The following is an 18,232-nucleotide window of genomic DNA, read 5'->3' on the forward strand; positions in this document are numbered from 1 at the left end:
AAAAGACAAACTTTACAATACGAATAAATGGCAGACGAAATCATAAATAGAGTTGAAAACAGCAAATTAAAAACTTTTGATTTAGAGGAAATTTACCCAGAAGGCAAAAGGGTTGTTTTTGATATTAAAGACTGGTTGTTTCAAGAGATGATTCTTAAAGAAAAAGATTTTAGAGTTTCTGTTAAAAATCACGATTGGGCCCAATACAAAAACACTTTTGTGGCAGTTACCTGTTCAGTTGATGCTATTATTCCTTCGTGGGCATTTATGTTAGTGGCTTCAGAACTCATGCCTTATGCAAATAAAGTAGTTGTGGGTGATTTAACTTTACTAGAAACAGTTATTTATCAAGAACTAATTTCTTTCTTAGATTTTAAAGATTTTGTAGGTACCCCAGTAATTATTAAAGGCTGTGCAGATAAACCCATACCAGATTCAGCGTTTGCGTTTCTCATAGAAAAATTGCAACCTATTGCCAAATCAATTTTGTTTGGTGAAGCCTGTTCTACAGTTCCTTTATATAAATCGAAAAAATAATTTTATTTTTTAGGAGATAAACTTACTTTTGCATCTTAAAGGTTATTTGTGAAAAGGTTATTTCTGTTTTTATTAATTTTATGTTCTTTTACCACTTTTTCTCAAAAGAAAAAAAAAGAAGCAGCTCCTCAACCAAAATGGAAAATAAAAGGAAGGTTTGCTTTTATTTTTAATCAATCTTCATTTTCTAATTGGGCTTCAGGTGGTGAAAATACTATTGCAGGAAATTTTAATGTTAACTACGACTTTAATTACAAGCAAAATAACATTAACTGGGATACCAGATTAATTACTGGATATGGTTTAAGCCATTTAAGTGAAAAAGGGCTAAGAAAAACAGATGACCGTTTTGAATTGAACTCTGTTTTGGGGATAAAAACTACAACATATTGGTTTTTTTCGTTCATCAGTAATTTTAAAACACAGTACACAAAAGGTTTTAATTATAAAAAAGAACCTAAAGAAGTTGTTTCAGACTTCTTATCACCTGCCTATTTAACCTTTGGTCCAGGAATGTTATGGAAAAAGACCGATGATTTAAACGTAAACATTGCACCTGCTACAGCAAGATATACCTTTGTAAATGATGTTTTCTCAGGACAATTTGGTGTAGATGAGGGTAGAAATACAGCTTTCAGTTTAGGGTTTAACCTATCTGGATATTATAAATTCAATTTGATGAAGAATATTCAAATGGAAAATATCTTAACGCTTTATTCAGATTATTTAGCCAATGTAGGTAATGTAGATACAGATTATCAAACCAATATTCGTTTTAAAGTGAATAAATCTATTAAAATGTTGATGACTTTTCAAACTATTATAGATGATAATGCTTCGAGTAGAATTCAATTTAGACAACTTTTTGGTTTGGGCGTCAATTATAATTTCCATGATAAAGTGACTTATTAAGATTTTTATTGTCTAAAGGATAAAAGTGTATTTTTACAAGTTGAATTAAATAGACAAAAAATGAAAAAACTATCAATTTTACTATTATTAGTGTGTATTAGCTTTACTACATATGCACAAACTGCAGAAGAGTTAAAGAATGAAATTGCTCCTAAAAAAGCACAAATTTCAAAATTACAAGGTGAGGTAAAAGCTTTACAAGCAAAAATTGATGCACTTCCAGGTTGGAGAAAAGGAGCATTTGGTACCATAGGTGCAAGTTTATCTGGCTTTAACAATTGGTATGCAAGAAAAGCACCTGATGCAAATGCAGGAAATATAGGCGTTACTGTTAACGCATTTGCAAACCTTATTCAAAAAGATTTTTTCTGGAGAAATTCTGGAACTTTAAATTTAGGTTGGGTAAAATTAGACGATAAATCTGTTGCAGGTGATGAAGGGTTTGATACAGCTACAGATGTTTTTACCATTTCTTCTTTATATGGTAAACGATTAAATAAAAAATTTGCAATTTCTGCTTTGGGAGAATACAGAACTACAATTATAGATAATTTTAACAACCCAGGGTATTTAGATTTAGGTGCTGGTGCCACTTGGACACCAACAAGTCATTTAGTAGTAGTTATGCATCCAGGAAACTATAACTTTGTGTTTAGCAGTGGAGAAACTATTTTTGAATCTTCTTTAGGTGCTAAAATAGTTGCAGATTACACCAATAAATATGGAGGTTTAAGTGTGAAATCGAACCTATCTGTTTTTCAAAGTTATGAAAGTTCAGAATTATCAAACTGGACGTTGACAAATTCTTTTGGATACACCATTTGGAAAGGAATTGGTTTAGGATTTGAGTTTGGTTTGCGTAATAACAGACAAGAAGCAGCTAAATTTCAAAATGTTGCTTTAGGTGCAGAAGATAACGAACTGCAATCGTATTGGTTATTTGGTTTAAGCTATGCTTTTTAACTAAATACTAAAAAATAAAAAGATAAATAAGCCTCAAGAATTTCTTGAGGTTTTTTTATGAATAGAATTTTTAACTAATAGTTTATTATTCTTTATTTTTGTAACTTAAATTTCTGTGGATGACTTTATTAATTCTTTACGCAACCATTTCTATTTTCTTTTCATTTTTGTGTTCTATCTTAGAAGCAGTATTGTTAAGTATTACCCCAACTTTTATCAATTTAAAAAAGAGTGAAGGAGAAACTTACGCTGCTGAATTAGAGACTTTAAAGAAGGATGTTGATAAACCTCTAATTGCTATTTTAACTATAAATACCATTGCACATACAGTGGGTGCAATTTTAGTTGGTGTGCAAGCAAAAGTAGCTTACGCAGAAAACTATGGTACCACAACAAGAACTGTTTTTGGGGTTGAATTTACAGAAGATATTATGGTAGGTGTAGTTTCTACAATAATGACCATTTTAATTTTAGTAGCTTCGGAAATTATACCAAAAACCATTGGTGCTACCTATTGGAAAAATTTGGCTAACTTTACTTCAAAAGCATTAAATGTAATGATTTTTCCTTTAAAATACACAGGTATTTTGTGGCTTTTACAATTAACAACCAAATTAATTGGAGGTAAAGGACATGGCAGTATTTTAAGTAGAGAAGGTTTTTTGGTGATGACGGAAATGGCAGAAAAAGATGGCGTTTTTCAAAAAAATGAAAGTAAGGTAATCCGAAATTTACTAGGTTTTAAAGAGATAAAAGTAAATGATGTAATGACGCCAAGAACCGTTTTAGAAACTGCAGATGAAAACGAAACCATACAATCTTTTTACAATAGGCATAAAAGTTTACGTTTTTCAAGAATACCAGTTTTTAATGGAAATCCTGATGGAATTACGGGGTATTTTTTAAAAGACAGTTTGTTAGAAGCTATGATTAATGGCAAAGGAGAGGAGTCTTTAGCTACAATTCGTAGAGATATTTTAATTACAAATAGAGATTTATCAATTCCAGATTTATTTGACAAATTGATTAAAGAAAGAGAACATATTGCTTTAGTGGTTGATGAATATGGCTCTGTTAGTGGTTTGGTATCTCAAGAAGATGTAATTGAAACATTGTTAGGTTTAGAAATTATGGATGAAACAGATAATGTAGCAGATTTACAGGCTTTAGCTAGAAAATCTTGGGAAACTCGTGCCAAAAGAATGGGAATTATAGAAGAGGATTCTAAAGAGTAAAAATTGTTTTTTTATTATAATATTCAGACCTCACAGGTGTTAAAAACCTGTGAGGTTTTTGCTTTTTTACCAATTAAAAAAGCTAAAAACTGAAATAAGTACCAAGGATTTTAAAGAAGTTTAGCCGTGATTGCAGTGGAAATCCTTTTTTTATGCTAATAAAGAATCAATTTCTTACTTTTTATTCTAAAACTTCATTGTTATACTTGCTTCTAAGTTTTACAAAAAAAAGATTGAAACGAAAAGCGCGAATAGCTTCAAAAAAAATTATACTTCAAAAATAGCATCATCTGTAAAACCATAATTTTTACAGTTTTTTGGTGCATTTTTAGTATTTAGGCCAGTAAACAAACTAAACGCAGGTAAAATCAACTGATTTTCGGTTATTTGAAAACAAGGCAGTTTTATGCGTTGCTTTCCTAAACCTTTTATAAAAACACCTGGATGTGTATGCCCAGAAATGGTGAAAATATTGTTTGTTGGCTTTACATCATCGTGCACAAATTTTAGTCCTTCTATAACTAATTCTTTTTGATAAACTTCAATATTAAACTGATTGTAAATTCTGTTTGATAATCGATCATGATTTCCTTTGATTAATACTAGTTTTAGATTTGAAAATTCTGCCAACCAATTTTTAAATTTATCCAAATCAGAATTGTATTCAGCGTGAAATAAATCACCTACAATAATGAGTTTTTTTACATTAAAATACTTTACTAATTGTTGGAGTCTACCTAAATCATTCTGCAAAACAGAGGAGGGAATTGGAATGCCACTTTTTTGAAAATGTGCAGATTTTCCGACATGTAAATCGCTTAAAATGAGACTTTCTTGTGTTTTCCAATAAATAACACGTTGATTGGTGAGCGTTAAAACCTCTTGATTACAAGCTACGTTTTGTGTTACAATAGTGAGTGGTTTCATTATTTTAAAGCTTGCTTTTGAATACGTGCTATACGTTTGCTGAGTTCCTCATTGCTCATAGTGCCTCGCAAACTATCTACTTTTAAAGGAAAACTTAAAGGTGTAAAATCTTTAGCTCTTTTTAAAATCAATTTACTTTCAGAAATTCTTTGAAACGCTTTTTGCAAACGTACTTTTTCTAGCTCATAATCAAAAACCTCATTATAGGCTTGTTTTAACAATAAGTTATTAGGCTCATGATCATTCAATACTCTAAAAATTAATCCTGAGGATGATTGTAAACTCTTATTGGTTTTTTTATTTCCAGGTTGAGATTGAATAACAAGCCCAGCAATTACAGCAATATCTCTAAATTTTCTTGATGCCATTTCACTAGCATTTATACTAGCTGTAACATCTTGCATTAGGTTTTCTTTGGATAAAATTTGCTGGATATTATTTTCATTTACAGGAATTTCTTGATCGCTTAACAACTCAAACCCATAATCGTTTTGTGCAATCGTAAAGGTTAATGGCGTTAATTTGCTAATTCTATAAGCAATTAAACTTGCCATAATTTCATGAACTAATCTCCCCTCAAAAGGATACATAAAAAGGTGAAATCCATCTCTGGTTTTAATGAGTTCTGTTAAAAATTCATTGTGTTTGGGAATGTGAGATTTTTCTGCCTGACGTTTTAACAACGGATGTAAAAAATTCAACTCTTTCTCTTTCTTTTTAGCAGTAATCGCATCACTTAATTTTAAACGTAAAAAGTGCGTTAAATAAGATGTTAATGGCAAACGACCACCCAACCAACTTGGTGTAATTGCTTTTTTAGACTTGCTTCTTTTTACCAAAGCAGTCATGTCTCTGATTTGTTTTAATTCTACCACTTTTCCGCCAATTACAAAAGCTTCTCCTTTTTTTAATTTAGAGATAAAGAACTCTTCTACCATGCCAATATAACCGCCAGAAAAATATTTTACATACAACATTACTTCACCAACAATTACCCCAATATTCATTCTGTGCATCATGGCAATTCTTCTATTTTTTACGCGGTAAACGCCATCATCATCTAAAATAACTTTATGAAATTCTTCGTAAGCTTTTAGCGTATTTCCACCTTTGGTAATAAAGTGGATGCACCAATTAAACTCCTCTTTGGTTAAGTAATGAAAAGCATGACTTTGTTGTATTAAAGCAAAAGTTTCATCAGTTTTAAAACCCTCACCAACAGCAAGTGTAACTAAAAATTGTACCAGAATATCATAAGTTAACACATAAGGATATCTCGCTTCTATTTCGTTTTGTTTTACAGCTTCTTTAACTGCTGCCACTTCAATTAATTGTAAAGAATGTGTAGGAACTGCGTACATTTTTGAGATTTCAAAAGGCGAGTGCCCACTTCTTCCTGCACGTTGTAAAAAGCGCGCAATTCCTTTTGCAGATCCTATCTGTATTACACAATCTACAGGTTTAAAATCTACACCCAAATCTAAAGAAGAGGTACAAACTACGGCTTTTAAAATTCCTTCAGCAATAGCATCTTCTATAAAATTTCGTTGTTTTTTATCAATAGATCCATGATGAATGGCAATTTGCCCAATTAAATCTGGCGCTTCTTCTATAATGATTTGATACCACAACTCACTCTGATTTCTTGTATTGGTAAAAATAAGGGTTGTATTGTTCTCATAAATAATAGGAATAATTTTAGAGCTCATCTTTTTACCCAAATGCCCTGCCCAAGACAATTCTTCGACTTCATCTGGTAAAACAGAAACAATTTCAATTTGCTTTTTTTCTTTGGCTGTAATCATCGTTGTTTTTAATTCTTGATACGGAATCAAAACCTGTTTTGCTTCTTTTAAATTACCAATGGTAGCAGTAATGCCCCAAATTCTTAAATTCGATGTTATATTTTTGATTCTGGCAATTGCCAATTCTACTAAAACGCCACGTTTAGAACCTAACAATTCGTGCCACTCATCTACAGCAATACAATTCACATTTTTAAACCAGCGCGAATTTTTTTTCTGAGAAAATAAAAGATGTAAGGTTTCTGGAGTTGTCAATAAAACATCTGGCATTAAACGCTCTTGTTTTCTTCGGATGTTTGTAGGTGTATCTCCATTTCTAACAGCCACTTCCCAGTCTAAACCAATTTCTTCTACAGCAGTATTCATGGCTTTTGCCAAATCTTTTGCCAAAGAACGCAAAGGGCTAATCCAAATGAGCTTTAACCCTTTTTTATAGTGTTCAGGATGATTCAAATAATCAATAACAACCCCTAAAAATACGGAAAATGTTTTTCCAAATCCTGTTGGAGCCACAACCATGCCACTAAATTTATTATGGTAACGTTCCCATGTTTGGGCTTGAAAACTAAAAGGCGAATGCCCTTTATCTGACATCCAATTTTGAATGATTTGGTAGCCTTGGGTTTGTTTAAAATTGCTCACTTTTAGTTTTTAATTGGCGTTTTTACCCTGTATTATGGCAAACAAAATACAAGAAAACGTTTGTTTTAGCTAGAAATCATAAAATGATTCCTGCAGATATTACAAATTTAAGAAGTAATGGTAGCAATATAAAACTCTTTTTTAACCTAGCTTAGATGTTTTATCATCTTGAGACGAATTGCTCATTAAACTAATCCTAGTAAATGTTTAAATTAACTATTAAAAGTTGTGTAAAGTAATTGATAAAGAACTCTACAAGATTGAGCTAAAACAAAAAAAGCAACCCAAATTTGGGAAGCTTTCCATTGGTTAACAAAACCAGACACTTTTTACGAAAAGTGCCAAAACAACACAACTATTATCACTCTAACAAAAAGTGATATGCAAAGATACATTCTTTTTGGTTATCCTAAAATAATTATCTCTTTTTTTACATTTATCTGAATTGTGTATTTGCGCATTCATTGTATCTTTGCGAACTTTAACAAACATCAGAAATTAAACAGCAAATGCAATTATCAGAACAAGAAGTTGTACGTAGAGAAAAGTTAGCAAAATTACGCGATTTGGGCATCAACCCTTATCCTGCAGATTTATTTCCTTTAAATTCAAATTCAAAAGAAATTAAAGCCAATTTTGTTGAAGAAAAACAAGTAATTATTGCAGGTCGTTTAATGTCTAGAAGAATACAAGGAAAGGCTTCTTTTGCAGAATTACAAGATGGTGAAGGTAGAATACAAGTGTATTTTAATCGTGATGAAATTTGTACAGGAGATGACAAATCTTTGTACAATGATGTTTATAAAAAATTGTTAGACATTGGTGATTTTATTGGGATAGAAGGTACTTTATTTACCACAAAAGTTGGTGAAAAAACAGTCATGGTAAAAGACTTTAAATTGCTTTCTAAAGCTTTAAAACCATTGCCATTACCAAAAGTAGATGCTGAGGGCAATACTTATGATGCGTTCAACGATCCAGAAATGCGTTACAGACAACGTTATGCAGATTTGGTGGTGAATCCGCATGTAAAAGAAGTTTTTGTAAAACGTACAAAGTTGTTTAATGCCATGCGTACTTTTTTTAATGATGCTGGCTATTTTGAGGTAGAAACGCCTGTTTTACAACCAATTCCTGGTGGTGCAGCTGCAAGACCATTTATTACACATCACAATTCTTTAGACATTCCTTTGTATATGAGAATTGCCAACGAATTGTATTTAAAACGTTTGATTGTTGGTGGTTTTGATGGTGTGTATGAGTTTTCTAAAAACTTTAGAAATGAAGGAATGGACAGAACACACAATCCTGAATTTACTGCCATGGAAATCTATGTTTCTTACAAAGATTACAATTGGATGATGGAGTTCTGTGAGCAATTATTAGAGTATTGTGCCATTGCTGTAAACGGAACTTCTGAAGCTACTTTTGGCGAACATAAAATAGATTTTAAAGCGCCATATAAAAGAATTACAATGCGCGATTCTATTTTAGAATTCACGGGTTTTGATATTTACAACAAAACTGAAGATGAAATTAGAGCAGCTGCAAAAGCAATGCATATAGAGGTTGATGAAACCATGGGGAAAGGAAAGTTGATTGACGAAATTTTTGGTGAAAAATGTGAAGGCAATTACATTCAGCCAACATTTATTACAGATTATCCTAAAGAAATGTCTCCTTTATGTAAAGAACACAGAACAAACCCTGAATTAACAGAGCGTTTTGAGTTGATGGTTTGCGGTAAAGAAATTGCGAATGCCTATTCTGAGTTGAATGACCCAATAGACCAACGTGAGCGTTTTGAACATCAACTAAAATTAGCACAAAAAGGTGATGATGAAGCTACCGAATTTATAGATCATGATTTTTTACGCGCATTAGAATATGGGATGCCACCAACTTCTGGAATGGGCATTGGAATGGACCGATTAATTATGTTTTTAACTAACAATCAATCAATACAAGAAGTGTTGTTTTTTCCGCAAATGAGACCAGAAAAAAAAGCACCTGCTGTAGAATTGAATGACGATGAAAAAGCAGTGTTAGCCATTTTAACCAAAGCTGAGAAATTAGAATTGGTTGCTTTAAAATCACAATCTGGTTTATCCAATAAAAAATGGGATAAAACCATTAAAGGCTTAACTAAAAAGGAAGTTGCCAAAGTTTCTAAAACAGATGAAGGTTTGTTTGTGGAAATAGTGTAAACTAAACTATCATTCCTGCGAAGGCAGGAATCCCAAAAAAAGCAAACTAGATTCCTGTTTTCGCAGGAATAACAAAATTAGGAATTACAGCAATGTAGTTCCTTTTTTTTATGAATGACACTTTAATTGTAATAACATCTTTTTTTGACGTTAAATTGTCATTATATTGACAGAATTATGACACTACTAAGACATAAAATCTATGGTAATTTTGAATATAACTTCAAATTCAAAATATCATGAACTTAAATCCATCAGAAAAAATTAAAGAATTCAGATTAAAAAGAGGTTTTTCTCAAGAGCAACTTGCAGAAATATCTAATATTAGTATTCGTACAATACAAAGAATGGAAAAAGGTGAAACAAGACCTAAAGGAGATTCTTTAAAAAAAATTGCCATGGCATTAGAAACAACCACAGAAAATCTTTTAGAAACTGATAAAAAAGAAGATTTAGGCTTATTATCTTTAATCGTAATAAGTGGTATTAGTTACCTCATTCATCCATTCTTAGGAATTTTGTTACCTGTATTGCTTTGGTTTTTTAAAAAAAATAAAATAATAAACGCAGATTTAACAGGAAAAAGAGTAATCAATTTTCAAATTACCTGGCAGATTCTCTTTTTTACTTATTTTGTAATTATAGTTTATAATGGTTATCCTTATATTCCTTACAATTATGGTATTTCAGACTGGACCATTGAAATTATTAGCAAACTAAATTCTAGTAATTTTTTAAAATATTCAACTTTGTTTTTTTACTTATTAAATTTATTATTAACCCTTTATAATTTAATTAGAATTAGAAATGAAAAATTACCAAAATACTTTATTTCTTTTCCATTTCTCTAATATCAAAAAAAGGAATTACAGCAATGTAGTTCCTTTTTTTTTGTTTATAAAGCGAAATAAAAGAAGCGTTCTTATCATAATCAAAATAAAAAAAATACCTATTAGTAAGTATATATTATATTAATATTTATTTCTAAATTGTAAGGCTTGTTTATGATATACTAGATAATTTAAATAAGCAACTAATCAAATAAAACATTTTAAAAGGTTAAATAGATAGAGGTTAACCCCCTTTGCGTGACTAAATGATGAAAACCTTGTACAATCATCTTAAATTATTACAAGGCGCGAAAATCGAAAAGCGTTATGAGTAGATATTATAATTTTTAATCAAGAATGCTATAAATGATGGTATCAAACAAAAAGAAACTAATAATACAATTTGCCATAATAATTTTAGGGCTTATTTACTTTGTTTCTGGCTTTAGTAAAGCCATAGATGTTAGTTCTTTTTATGATACTATAAAAGATTATGGTTTTAAAAAAGGTTCTTTATTAGCACCTTTAATAGTTGTTTTTGAAGTAGGGCTTGCAATTGCTTTTATATTGAAGATAAAAATTCGTAAAACTGCTTTACTTTCTTCAATTACTTTAGTGGTTTTCACACTTTTATTTACTTATGCTTATATATTTAATTCAGTAGAAGATTGTGGATGCTTTGGTTCTTTAGGTAAAGATATAGCTCCTAAATGGTTGTACGTTAGAAACTTTATAATGCTAATGTTATCTATTTGGATTTACATTTCTAACCCAATTGAAGCAGAAATTAAAGGGTATAAATTAAATTTATTTTTTTCTATGCTTTTAATTGCAACCTACTTGGTAGGTTTTACTTATAAAAACCCAATTAAAACTACTAAACGTAAAAGTTTTGATAAGATTGAGATTGATTTTATAGGGAAAAACATCAACGAAACACCTTTAAAACCTTACGCTCCTGCCTCTAAAGATTCTACTTATATGATGTATTTCTTTTCATATACTTGTCCACATTGTTTAAACTCTATGGAAAATATAAAACAATACACTAAAAGTGGTTTTTTAGAAAAGGTTATTCTAATAGGTACAGGAAGTGAAATTTCAAAAAATAAATTTTATAATAATTTTGAAATACCCTTTAAAAATTACCATTTAGAAAAGAAGGGAATGAAAAAAATTACAGATAAATTTCCAACTTCTTTTTTTATAATTAACGATACCATTAAAAAACATTATTTTGGAACGTTACCTGTTTATCAATTATTACTTGATAAAAAGTTTCTTGATTAAAATTAAAAATTTAAAAATTATGTTTACAAATCAACAAGTTAAAAGTTCAATTATTAGTATTTTAGGTATTGCAGCATTTGCAGTTTCTACGGTTTTCTTTGTATCATGTGAAGAAGCAGAAGATGCTTTAACAAATACAGTTTGTCAAGATGTAGCTTTAGATTGTGATAGATCTCCATACAAATACCAAGCCTGTGCAAATGGAAGTGGTGATAGTTGGTGGGAGTTAAATGGCACAAGATATGATGACGTTAATGCTGTAACAGAAGCTTACCTTAATTACTGTAACTAACTAATTTATAACACTATAAAATGAAAAAGAATTACTGTAACGTAATTCTTTTTTTTTGATTTAGATTTCGATTGTTTATTCCGCAATTTTCTAATAAGTTTGAAAAACTAAATTTAGTAATGGAGAATTACCAAAAAATAATAAACAGTATATACAGTAATTTAAAAAATGTTACTGATACTGGAAAAGTAGCTGATTATATTCCAGAGCTGGGCAATATTTCTCCAGATAATTTTGGGGTAAACATTACTACAATTGATAAAAAATCTTTTGGAGTTGGCGATTTTAACAAAAAATTTTCAATACAAAGTATTTCTAAAATTTTAACTTTAACATTAGCCTATCAATTAGAAGGTGAAACATTATGGAAACGAGTGGATGTAGAACCTTCTGGAAATCCGTTTAATTCATTATTGCAATTAGAAGCAGATTTAGGTATCCCAAGAAATCCGTTTATCAATGCTGGTGCCATTGTAGTTTGCGATGTTTTAATTTCTCATTTACAAAATCCTAAAGATGAATTTTTAGCTTTTTGTAGAGAAATATCAAATAATAACGAATTAAAATACAACGAAAAAGTAGCGCAGTCCGAAAAAAAGACAGGTTATAGAAATATTGCAATGTGTAATTTCATTAAATCTTTTGGCAATATAAAAAATGATATTGAAGATGTTTTAGACTTTTATTTTTACACGTGCTCTTTAGAAATGACTTGCCAAGAACTTTCACAAATTTTTCTTTTTTTAGCGAATGATGATTTTATCACTCAAAGAGGTAAAAGAGTTTTAACCATGAGCCAAGCCAAAAGAATCAATGCAATTTTGCTTACTTGTGGTTTTTATGATGAATCTGGCGAATTTGCTTTTAGAGTTGGTTTGCCTGGTAAGTCTGGAGTAGGTGGTGGTATTGTTGCTATTCATCCAGATGAATTTTGTATTACAGTTTGGAGTCCGAAATTAAATAAAAAAGGGAATTCATACAAAGGCATGTTATTTTTAGAACAATTTACTACAGCAACAGCATCTTCTATTTTTTAAAACAGTCAATAAGGATCTCATAAAAGAGAATTATAGGATTGGTTTTTAAAAAATAAAAACATAAAATTATTTTTCTTTTTATATTTGATATTATGATCTGTAAAAATTGCCAAAATACTTTAAAAGAAAATGCTCACTTTTGTGATGAATGTGGTGCAAAGGTGATTCAAGATAAAATTACTTTTAAAGCGTTAATCATAGATGTTTTTATTAATGTTTTTGGAGTTGATAGCAAACTCTTTTTAACCTTAAGAATGGCTGCAAGAAAACCTCATGTACTTGTAGAAGAGGTTATAGATGGTGTTCGAAAACGTTACATGAATCCTTTTGCTTTTTTAGCTGTGGGTGCAGCAATTTCTTTATTGGTATTCAATTATTTTTCTGATGATTTTAAAGCTGTAAATAACGAAATTAATTCTTCTCAAGTTGAGGAATACAAGAAGAAAGCAAATTTGGATATTGCCTCTATAAAAGGATTATCTGAAAAAGAAAAGCAAAAGTTAGAAATCGAAAAAAAAGGTGCGCAAATTCAATTGCAATTTTTAGATGGCATGATGAATTTTATGCTACAATATTACAATTTGCTAGCTTTTGTTTTTGTGTTTTTGTATGCTATTTTAAGTAAGTGGACTTTTTGGAAACCCCATAATTTTGGTGAACATATTGTTATGAATGCCTATTTTTTTGGTTTTACAACGTATTTGTCATTGCTACTTTTCTTTTTATCCATACTAATTCATCCTTCAATTTATACCTATAGTATTTTAGTGTATATTATTTACTATATGTTTGCGTTTGGTAAAATATATGAACTTTCTTTTTTTAAAAATGTACTAAAACTTCTTCGTTTTTTTCTGGGTTTATTAATTCTCTTTTTATTAATTATGATTATTGCAACTTTAATTGTTTTAGGTTTAGCTTTTTTAGGCTACATAAAGTTTTAATTTTATCTTAAAAAGTTTCTTTTAATTCTATAATTTTTAAGTTTAAATTACATCAAAAAAAAACTCTCAAAATTAAATTTGAGAGTTTGTAATAAGATTTTAGACTAAAATTTATCCTAAGTAAGTCATTAAAATTTTACTTCTAGAAGTATGTTTTAATCTACGAATAGCTTTTTCTTTAATTTGTCGTACACGCTCACGAGTTAAATCGAAAGTTTCACCAATTTCTTCTAAAGTCATAGGTTGGTGTTCACCCAAACCAAAATATAATTTAACTACGTCAGCTTCTCTTGGTGTAAGTGTCTCTAAAGCTCTATTGATTTCAATTCTTAAAGATTCGTGTAGTAAAACACGATCTGGGTTTGGAGATTCTCCAGAGTTTAATACATCGTATAAGTTAGAATCTTCACCTTCAATTAAAGGCGCATCCATAGATACATGACGTCCAGAATTTTTCATTGATTCTTTTACGTCATTTACTGTCATGTCTAATTTCTTAGCAATTTCTTCAGCACTTGGTGGGCGCTCATTTTCTTGCTCTAAAAACGCATACATTTTATTGATTTTATTGATAGAACCGATTTTATTCAATGGTAAACGCACAATACGAGATTGTTCTGCTAAAGCTTGCAATATAGATTGACGAATCCACCATACTGCATAGGAAATAAATTTAAAACCTCTAGTTTCATCAAAACGTTTTGCAGCTTTGATTAGTCCTAAATTTCCTTCATTAATTAAGTCTGGTAATGTTAAACCTTGGTTTTGATATTGTTTTGCAACAGATACCACAAAACGTAAATTGGCTTTTGTTAATTTTTCTAATGCTCTTTGGTCACCTGCTTTAATAAGCTGCGCTAATTCTACTTCTTCATCAGCTGTAATTAAATCTACTTTTCCAATTTCTTGTAAGTATTTGTCTAACGATGCAGTTTCTCTATTCGTAACCTGCTTTGTAATTTTAAGTTGTCTCATCTAATTGTTTATGACTTTTAAAGGGTAATGTATTACTATTAAGTATACGTAATACTTTATATAAATGTTACAAAAAGGTTATCTTTTTTTTTAAAAGAGGTAATATAAACGTTCAACGTTTAAGTTTTACTACTTGGCTTTTTTTTAATTATAGTGAAGATTATTTTCTTTTTTTTATGATTAAAAGTGAATAAAATTTGAAAAATAGCAATCTAGACAAATTAACTGATGAAGAATTGATCACTAAAATTGTAGCGACCAATAGCGCTAAAATTTTCACCATATTGTATAACCGATATGTAAAAGTAATTTACAACCGGTGTTATGGTTTTACTCAAAACATACAAGAAGCTGAAGATTTAACTCACGATGTTTTTGTTCGTTTATATGCAAAGTTACCTACTTTTAAGGGTAAAGCTAAATTTTCTACTTGGTTGTATTCGTTTACCTATAATTTTTGTGTAAATTATGTACAAAGAGATAACTACAAAAAAAGAGAAAAAGTTACCTTAAATACAGATTTAGTGAAAGAACAAGGATGGTTTGAAGAAATTGAAGATCTTACTAAATATGAGTTAAGATCAGAGAAATTAACAAAGGCTTTAAAACTGATGAATCCGAATGATAAGAAGATACTTTTAATGAAATATCAAGATAATATTAGCATAAAAGAAATTCAAAATACTTTAGCAATTGGGGAAAGTGCAACAAAAATGAGAATAAAAAGAGCAAAACAAAAAGTTATGAGCATCTACACAGCACTATAATTTTATTTCGGATTTACTTTTGAATAATGATACCTTTAATAGTAGAAATTTTTAAGCCATATAAAGTTCTAAAGATATTTAGAATATTTCACTTTATGGTATTTAATGAATTATTTCAGTATTATTAGTAATGATATACAATCATTCTTTTTAACAATTTATTATTTTAATTTTTTAGAAATTAATGTATTGAAGTTTTTCTAAAAATGAACTTTATTTTTTTTTGATGGATGGTTATTATTAAAGCAACAGTTTAAATGATTGTGTTATTATTAATAAATGTGTTAATAAGAAGCACTAAAGGTAGTTATATGTGCAACTAAAGTCAGATTTGATTTCTAATAAAATATCTGCTATATTTGCAAAGTTTTGTAAAAATTGTTGTGAATTATAAAAAATCAAATTGAATCATTTCTGTAATTTCGAAATTAATTTTTTTAAAAGAGATAAAAAATTCTCTAAAATAATATTCAAGTGTTATAACACTTAAAATCTGATAGAAAGTTGGGGGACTATCTATCATGAGTGATTTAAATCACAAAAAAAGAGACCGTGAAAACGGTCTCTTTACTTTATATAAAAATATAATAATTTTAGATAACTTTCATGTTATTTTAATTCAACATTGCCCAAAGTTTGTCTTTTAATTCTTGCAAACCAGTTTGAGCAACAGACGAAATAAAAATAGCATCCACATCTTTGGGTAATTCTTCTTTAATTTCAGCTTTTAATTCATCATCTAACATATCTGTTTTAGAAATGGCTAACAACCTGTCTTTGTCTAATAATTCAGGGTTATGATTTTTAAGCTCGTTTAAGAGAATTTCATATTCTTTTTTGATGTCATCAGAATCTGCAGGAATTAAGAATAATAAAGCAGAGTTACGCTCTATATGGCGTAAAAAACGATGTCCTAATCCTTTTCCTTCAGCAGCGCCTTCAATGATTCCTGGAATATCTGCCATAACAAATGTGGAATGATTTCGATGTTCTACAATACCTAAATTGGGTTTTAAGGTTGTAAATGCATAATCAGCAATTTTAGGTTTTGCAGCTGTAATTACCGATAATAAAGTAGATTTACCTGCATTAGGGAAACCAACTAAACCAACATCTGCTAATAACTTTAATTCTATTCTAAACCAACCATCAACACCATCCATTCCTGGTTGGGCATATCTTGGTGTTTGGTTTGTTGACGACTTAAAATTCCAGTTACCCAAACCACCTTTTCCACCAGGTAATAAAATAACCTCTTTTTTATCTTCGGTAATTTCTACAATTATTTCATCAGTATCAGCGTTTCTAACAATAGTACCCAAAGGAACATCAATATAAATATCTTCTCCATCTGCACCAGAACTTCTACTTTTGCTGCCAGCTCCACCACCTTCTGCTCTAAAATGACGTTTGAATTTTAAGTGAAATAATGTCCACATATTTTTATCACCACGTAAAATAATGTGTCCTCCACGTCCTCCATCTCCACCATCAGGACCACCTTTGGTAATATACTTTTCTCTATGTAAGTGCGCAGAACCTTGGCCGCCTTTACCAGAAGATGCGTATATTTTTATGTAATCGACAAAATTTCCTTCAGTCATAGTTTTTGTGTAAATGTGTAAGTATTGAAACGTGTAATCGAAATCTTTGCTTAAACAATTAAACGCTTAAACAGTCACACGTTATTACAATTTATCAAATACTTCTGAAATTCTTTTGGTAATATCTTCAATAGATCCTACCCCATTAATTCCATAGTATTTATTTTGTGCTTCAAAATAATCTTTTAAAATCGCAGTTTTAGTATTGTACTCGTTAAAACGATTTCTGATTTTTGCTTCATCAGTATCATCAGTTCTTCCGCTTGTTTTACCTCTTTCTAGCAAACGCTCTACTAATACATCTTCTGGAACTTCTAAAGCAACCATTGCATTTATTTGTTCTCCTTTATCACATAAAAAAGCATCTAAAGCTTCTGCTTGAGATTGTGTTCTCGGAAATCCATCAAAAATAAAACCTTGTGCATCCGCATTCTTTTCAACTTCGGCTTTTAGCATATTTATGGTTACTTCATCAGGCACTAAATCTCCTTCATCCATATATTTTTTAGCTAATAACCCCAATTCTGTTGCGTTTTTTATATTGAAACGAAACACATCTCCTGTAGAAATATGTACCAAGTTGTACATGTCTTTTAAAAATGTTGCTTGTGTTCCTTTTCCTGCTCCTGGAGGGCCAAATAATACGATGTTTTTCATTTTAGGTATTGTTGATAGTTGATATATTTCTGGGTAATTTCTTCCTAAACCATTGTAATCTAAGCCATAGCCAACAATAAACTTGTCTTCTATGCTTTTACCAATATAGTTTATGGGTAATTCTTTTTTAAACACATCTGGTTTAAAGAATAATGAAACTACTTTTAATTGTTTTAAATTTTTGTTTCTAAAGATATTATAAATTTCTTGAAGTGTATTTCCGGTATCTATGATATCTTCTAAAATAATAACGGTTCTGTTTGTTAAATCTTCATTGATTCCTACTAACTGTTTTACATTTTCTGAGGATGAAGTACCTTCATAAGAAGCTAATTTTACAAAAGAAATTTCACAATCTGCATTAAATTCTCTTATAAAATCTGCCGCAAACAAAAAGCATCCGTTTAAAATACCGACAAAAATGGGTACTTCATTTTTAGGAAGCTCTTCTTGAACTTGTGCTGCTAAGTGTTTTACGATAGCACTAATTTCATCTTTATTGATAAAAGGTTTAAAATATAAATCGTGAAGTTTTAAAATACTCATAAGTATGCAAATATAACAGCATTATATTGAAAGAGAAAACCGTTTTGAAGTTGCTAAAATGA

At 29.9% G+C, this 18,232-nt stretch carries 16 protein-coding genes; 11 read left to right on the plus strand and 5 right to left on the minus strand.

The features are described 5' to 3' along the window. The first annotated feature begins 27 nt into the window (after positions 1 to 27). From ACTG3V_RS03325 to ACTG3V_RS03340, 4 genes are all read left to right on the plus strand, one after another. Positions 28 to 537 (plus strand): DUF2480 family protein, encoded by a 510-nt coding sequence (locus ACTG3V_RS03325; protein ID WP_439130713.1) that lies wholly within the window; start codon positions 28 to 30, stop codon positions 535 to 537. A 48-nt stretch (positions 538 to 585) separates the two neighbouring features. After that, positions 586 to 1,449, plus strand: coding sequence for a DUF3078 domain-containing protein (locus ACTG3V_RS03330; protein ID WP_439130714.1), 864 nt, complete (start codon positions 586 to 588; stop codon positions 1,447 to 1,449). Positions 1,450 to 1,509: 60 nt separating this feature from the next. Further along, positions 1,510 to 2,412 carry a DUF3078 domain-containing protein gene (locus tag ACTG3V_RS03335; protein WP_439130715.1) on the plus strand — a complete coding sequence of 301 codons (903 nt, stop codon included), beginning with the start codon at positions 1,510 to 1,512 and terminating at the stop codon, positions 2,410 to 2,412. Positions 2,413 to 2,531: 119 nt separating this feature from the next. Next, positions 2,532 to 3,647: a CNNM domain-containing protein gene (locus ACTG3V_RS03340; RefSeq protein ID WP_439130716.1), complete on the plus strand. Its 1,116-nt coding sequence runs from the start codon at positions 2,532 to 2,534 to the stop codon at positions 3,645 to 3,647. Positions 3,648 to 3,914: 267 nt separating this feature from the next. On the opposite strand, the gene pdeM is transcribed toward ACTG3V_RS03340, so the two are convergent. After that, positions 3,915 to 4,574 carry a ligase-associated DNA damage response endonuclease PdeM gene (pdeM, locus tag ACTG3V_RS03345; protein ID WP_439130717.1) on the minus strand — a complete coding sequence of 220 codons (660 nt, stop codon included), beginning with the start codon at positions 4,572 to 4,574 and terminating at the stop codon, positions 3,915 to 3,917. After that, positions 4,574 to 7,021, minus strand: coding sequence for a ligase-associated DNA damage response DEXH box helicase (locus ACTG3V_RS03350; RefSeq protein ID WP_439130718.1), 2,448 nt, complete (start codon positions 7,019 to 7,021; stop codon positions 4,574 to 4,576). The genes pdeM and ACTG3V_RS03350 overlap by 1 nt, the downstream gene beginning before the upstream one ends. Before the next feature lie 509 nt (positions 7,022 to 7,530). On the opposite strand from ACTG3V_RS03350, the gene lysS reads away from it, so the two are divergent. The 6 genes from lysS (at position 7,531) to ACTG3V_RS03380 (ending at position 13,621) form a co-directional block, all read left to right on the plus strand. Beyond that, positions 7,531 to 9,228 carry a lysine--tRNA ligase gene (gene lysS, locus ACTG3V_RS03355; RefSeq protein ID WP_439130719.1) on the plus strand — a complete coding sequence of 566 codons (1,698 nt, stop codon included), beginning with the start codon at positions 7,531 to 7,533 and terminating at the stop codon, positions 9,226 to 9,228. 239 nt (positions 9,229 to 9,467) lie between these two features. Beyond that, on the plus strand, positions 9,468 to 10,079 hold the full coding sequence (locus ACTG3V_RS03360) for a helix-turn-helix domain-containing protein (RefSeq protein ID WP_439130720.1): 612 nt from the start codon (positions 9,468 to 9,470) through the stop codon (positions 10,077 to 10,079). A gap of 345 nt (positions 10,080 to 10,424) precedes the next feature. After that, a complete protein-coding gene (locus tag ACTG3V_RS03365; RefSeq protein ID WP_439130721.1) occupies positions 10,425 to 11,348 on the plus strand; it encodes a MauE/DoxX family redox-associated membrane protein in 924 nt (307 codons plus the stop codon). Between the two features lie 19 nt (positions 11,349 to 11,367). Next, positions 11,368 to 11,640, plus strand: coding sequence for a hypothetical protein (locus ACTG3V_RS03370; protein WP_439130722.1), 273 nt, complete (start codon positions 11,368 to 11,370; stop codon positions 11,638 to 11,640). Positions 11,641 to 11,759: 119 nt separating this feature from the next. Further along, positions 11,760 to 12,677 carry a glutaminase gene (locus ACTG3V_RS03375; RefSeq protein ID WP_439130723.1) on the plus strand — a complete coding sequence of 306 codons (918 nt, stop codon included), beginning with the start codon at positions 11,760 to 11,762 and terminating at the stop codon, positions 12,675 to 12,677. A gap of 92 nt (positions 12,678 to 12,769) precedes the next feature. Further along, positions 12,770 to 13,621, plus strand: coding sequence for a DUF3667 domain-containing protein (locus tag ACTG3V_RS03380; RefSeq protein WP_439130724.1), 852 nt, complete (start codon positions 12,770 to 12,772; stop codon positions 13,619 to 13,621). A 111-nt stretch (positions 13,622 to 13,732) separates the two neighbouring features. Here the strand turns inward: ACTG3V_RS03380 and ACTG3V_RS03385 are convergent, their stop codons facing one another. Further along, the gene (locus ACTG3V_RS03385; protein ID WP_018942691.1) at positions 13,733 to 14,596 is read right to left on the minus strand and encodes a sigma-70 family RNA polymerase sigma factor; all 864 of its coding nucleotides are present in this window, start codon (positions 14,594 to 14,596) and stop codon (positions 13,733 to 13,735) included. A 197-nt stretch (positions 14,597 to 14,793) separates the two neighbouring features. Here ACTG3V_RS03385 and ACTG3V_RS03390 point away from each other — a divergent pair, with 197 nt between their 5' ends. Next, positions 14,794 to 15,363, plus strand: coding sequence for an RNA polymerase sigma factor (locus tag ACTG3V_RS03390; RefSeq protein WP_439130725.1), 570 nt, complete (start codon positions 14,794 to 14,796; stop codon positions 15,361 to 15,363). 614 nt (positions 15,364 to 15,977) lie between these two features. On the opposite strand, the gene obgE is transcribed toward ACTG3V_RS03390, so the two are convergent. After that, positions 15,978 to 16,967 carry a GTPase ObgE gene (gene obgE, locus ACTG3V_RS03395; RefSeq protein WP_439130726.1) on the minus strand — a complete coding sequence of 330 codons (990 nt, stop codon included), beginning with the start codon at positions 16,965 to 16,967 and terminating at the stop codon, positions 15,978 to 15,980. An 84-nt stretch (positions 16,968 to 17,051) separates the two neighbouring features. Continuing rightward, complete coding sequence (locus tag ACTG3V_RS03400) at positions 17,052 to 18,170, minus strand: adenylate kinase (RefSeq protein ID WP_439130727.1); 1,119 nt, start codon at positions 18,168 to 18,170, stop codon at positions 17,052 to 17,054. Positions 18,171 to 18,232 lie beyond the last annotated feature (62 nt).

It is taken from the genome of Polaribacter sp., from assembly GCF_965660385.1.
Lineage (GTDB): Bacteria > Bacteroidota > Bacteroidia > Flavobacteriales > Flavobacteriaceae > Polaribacter.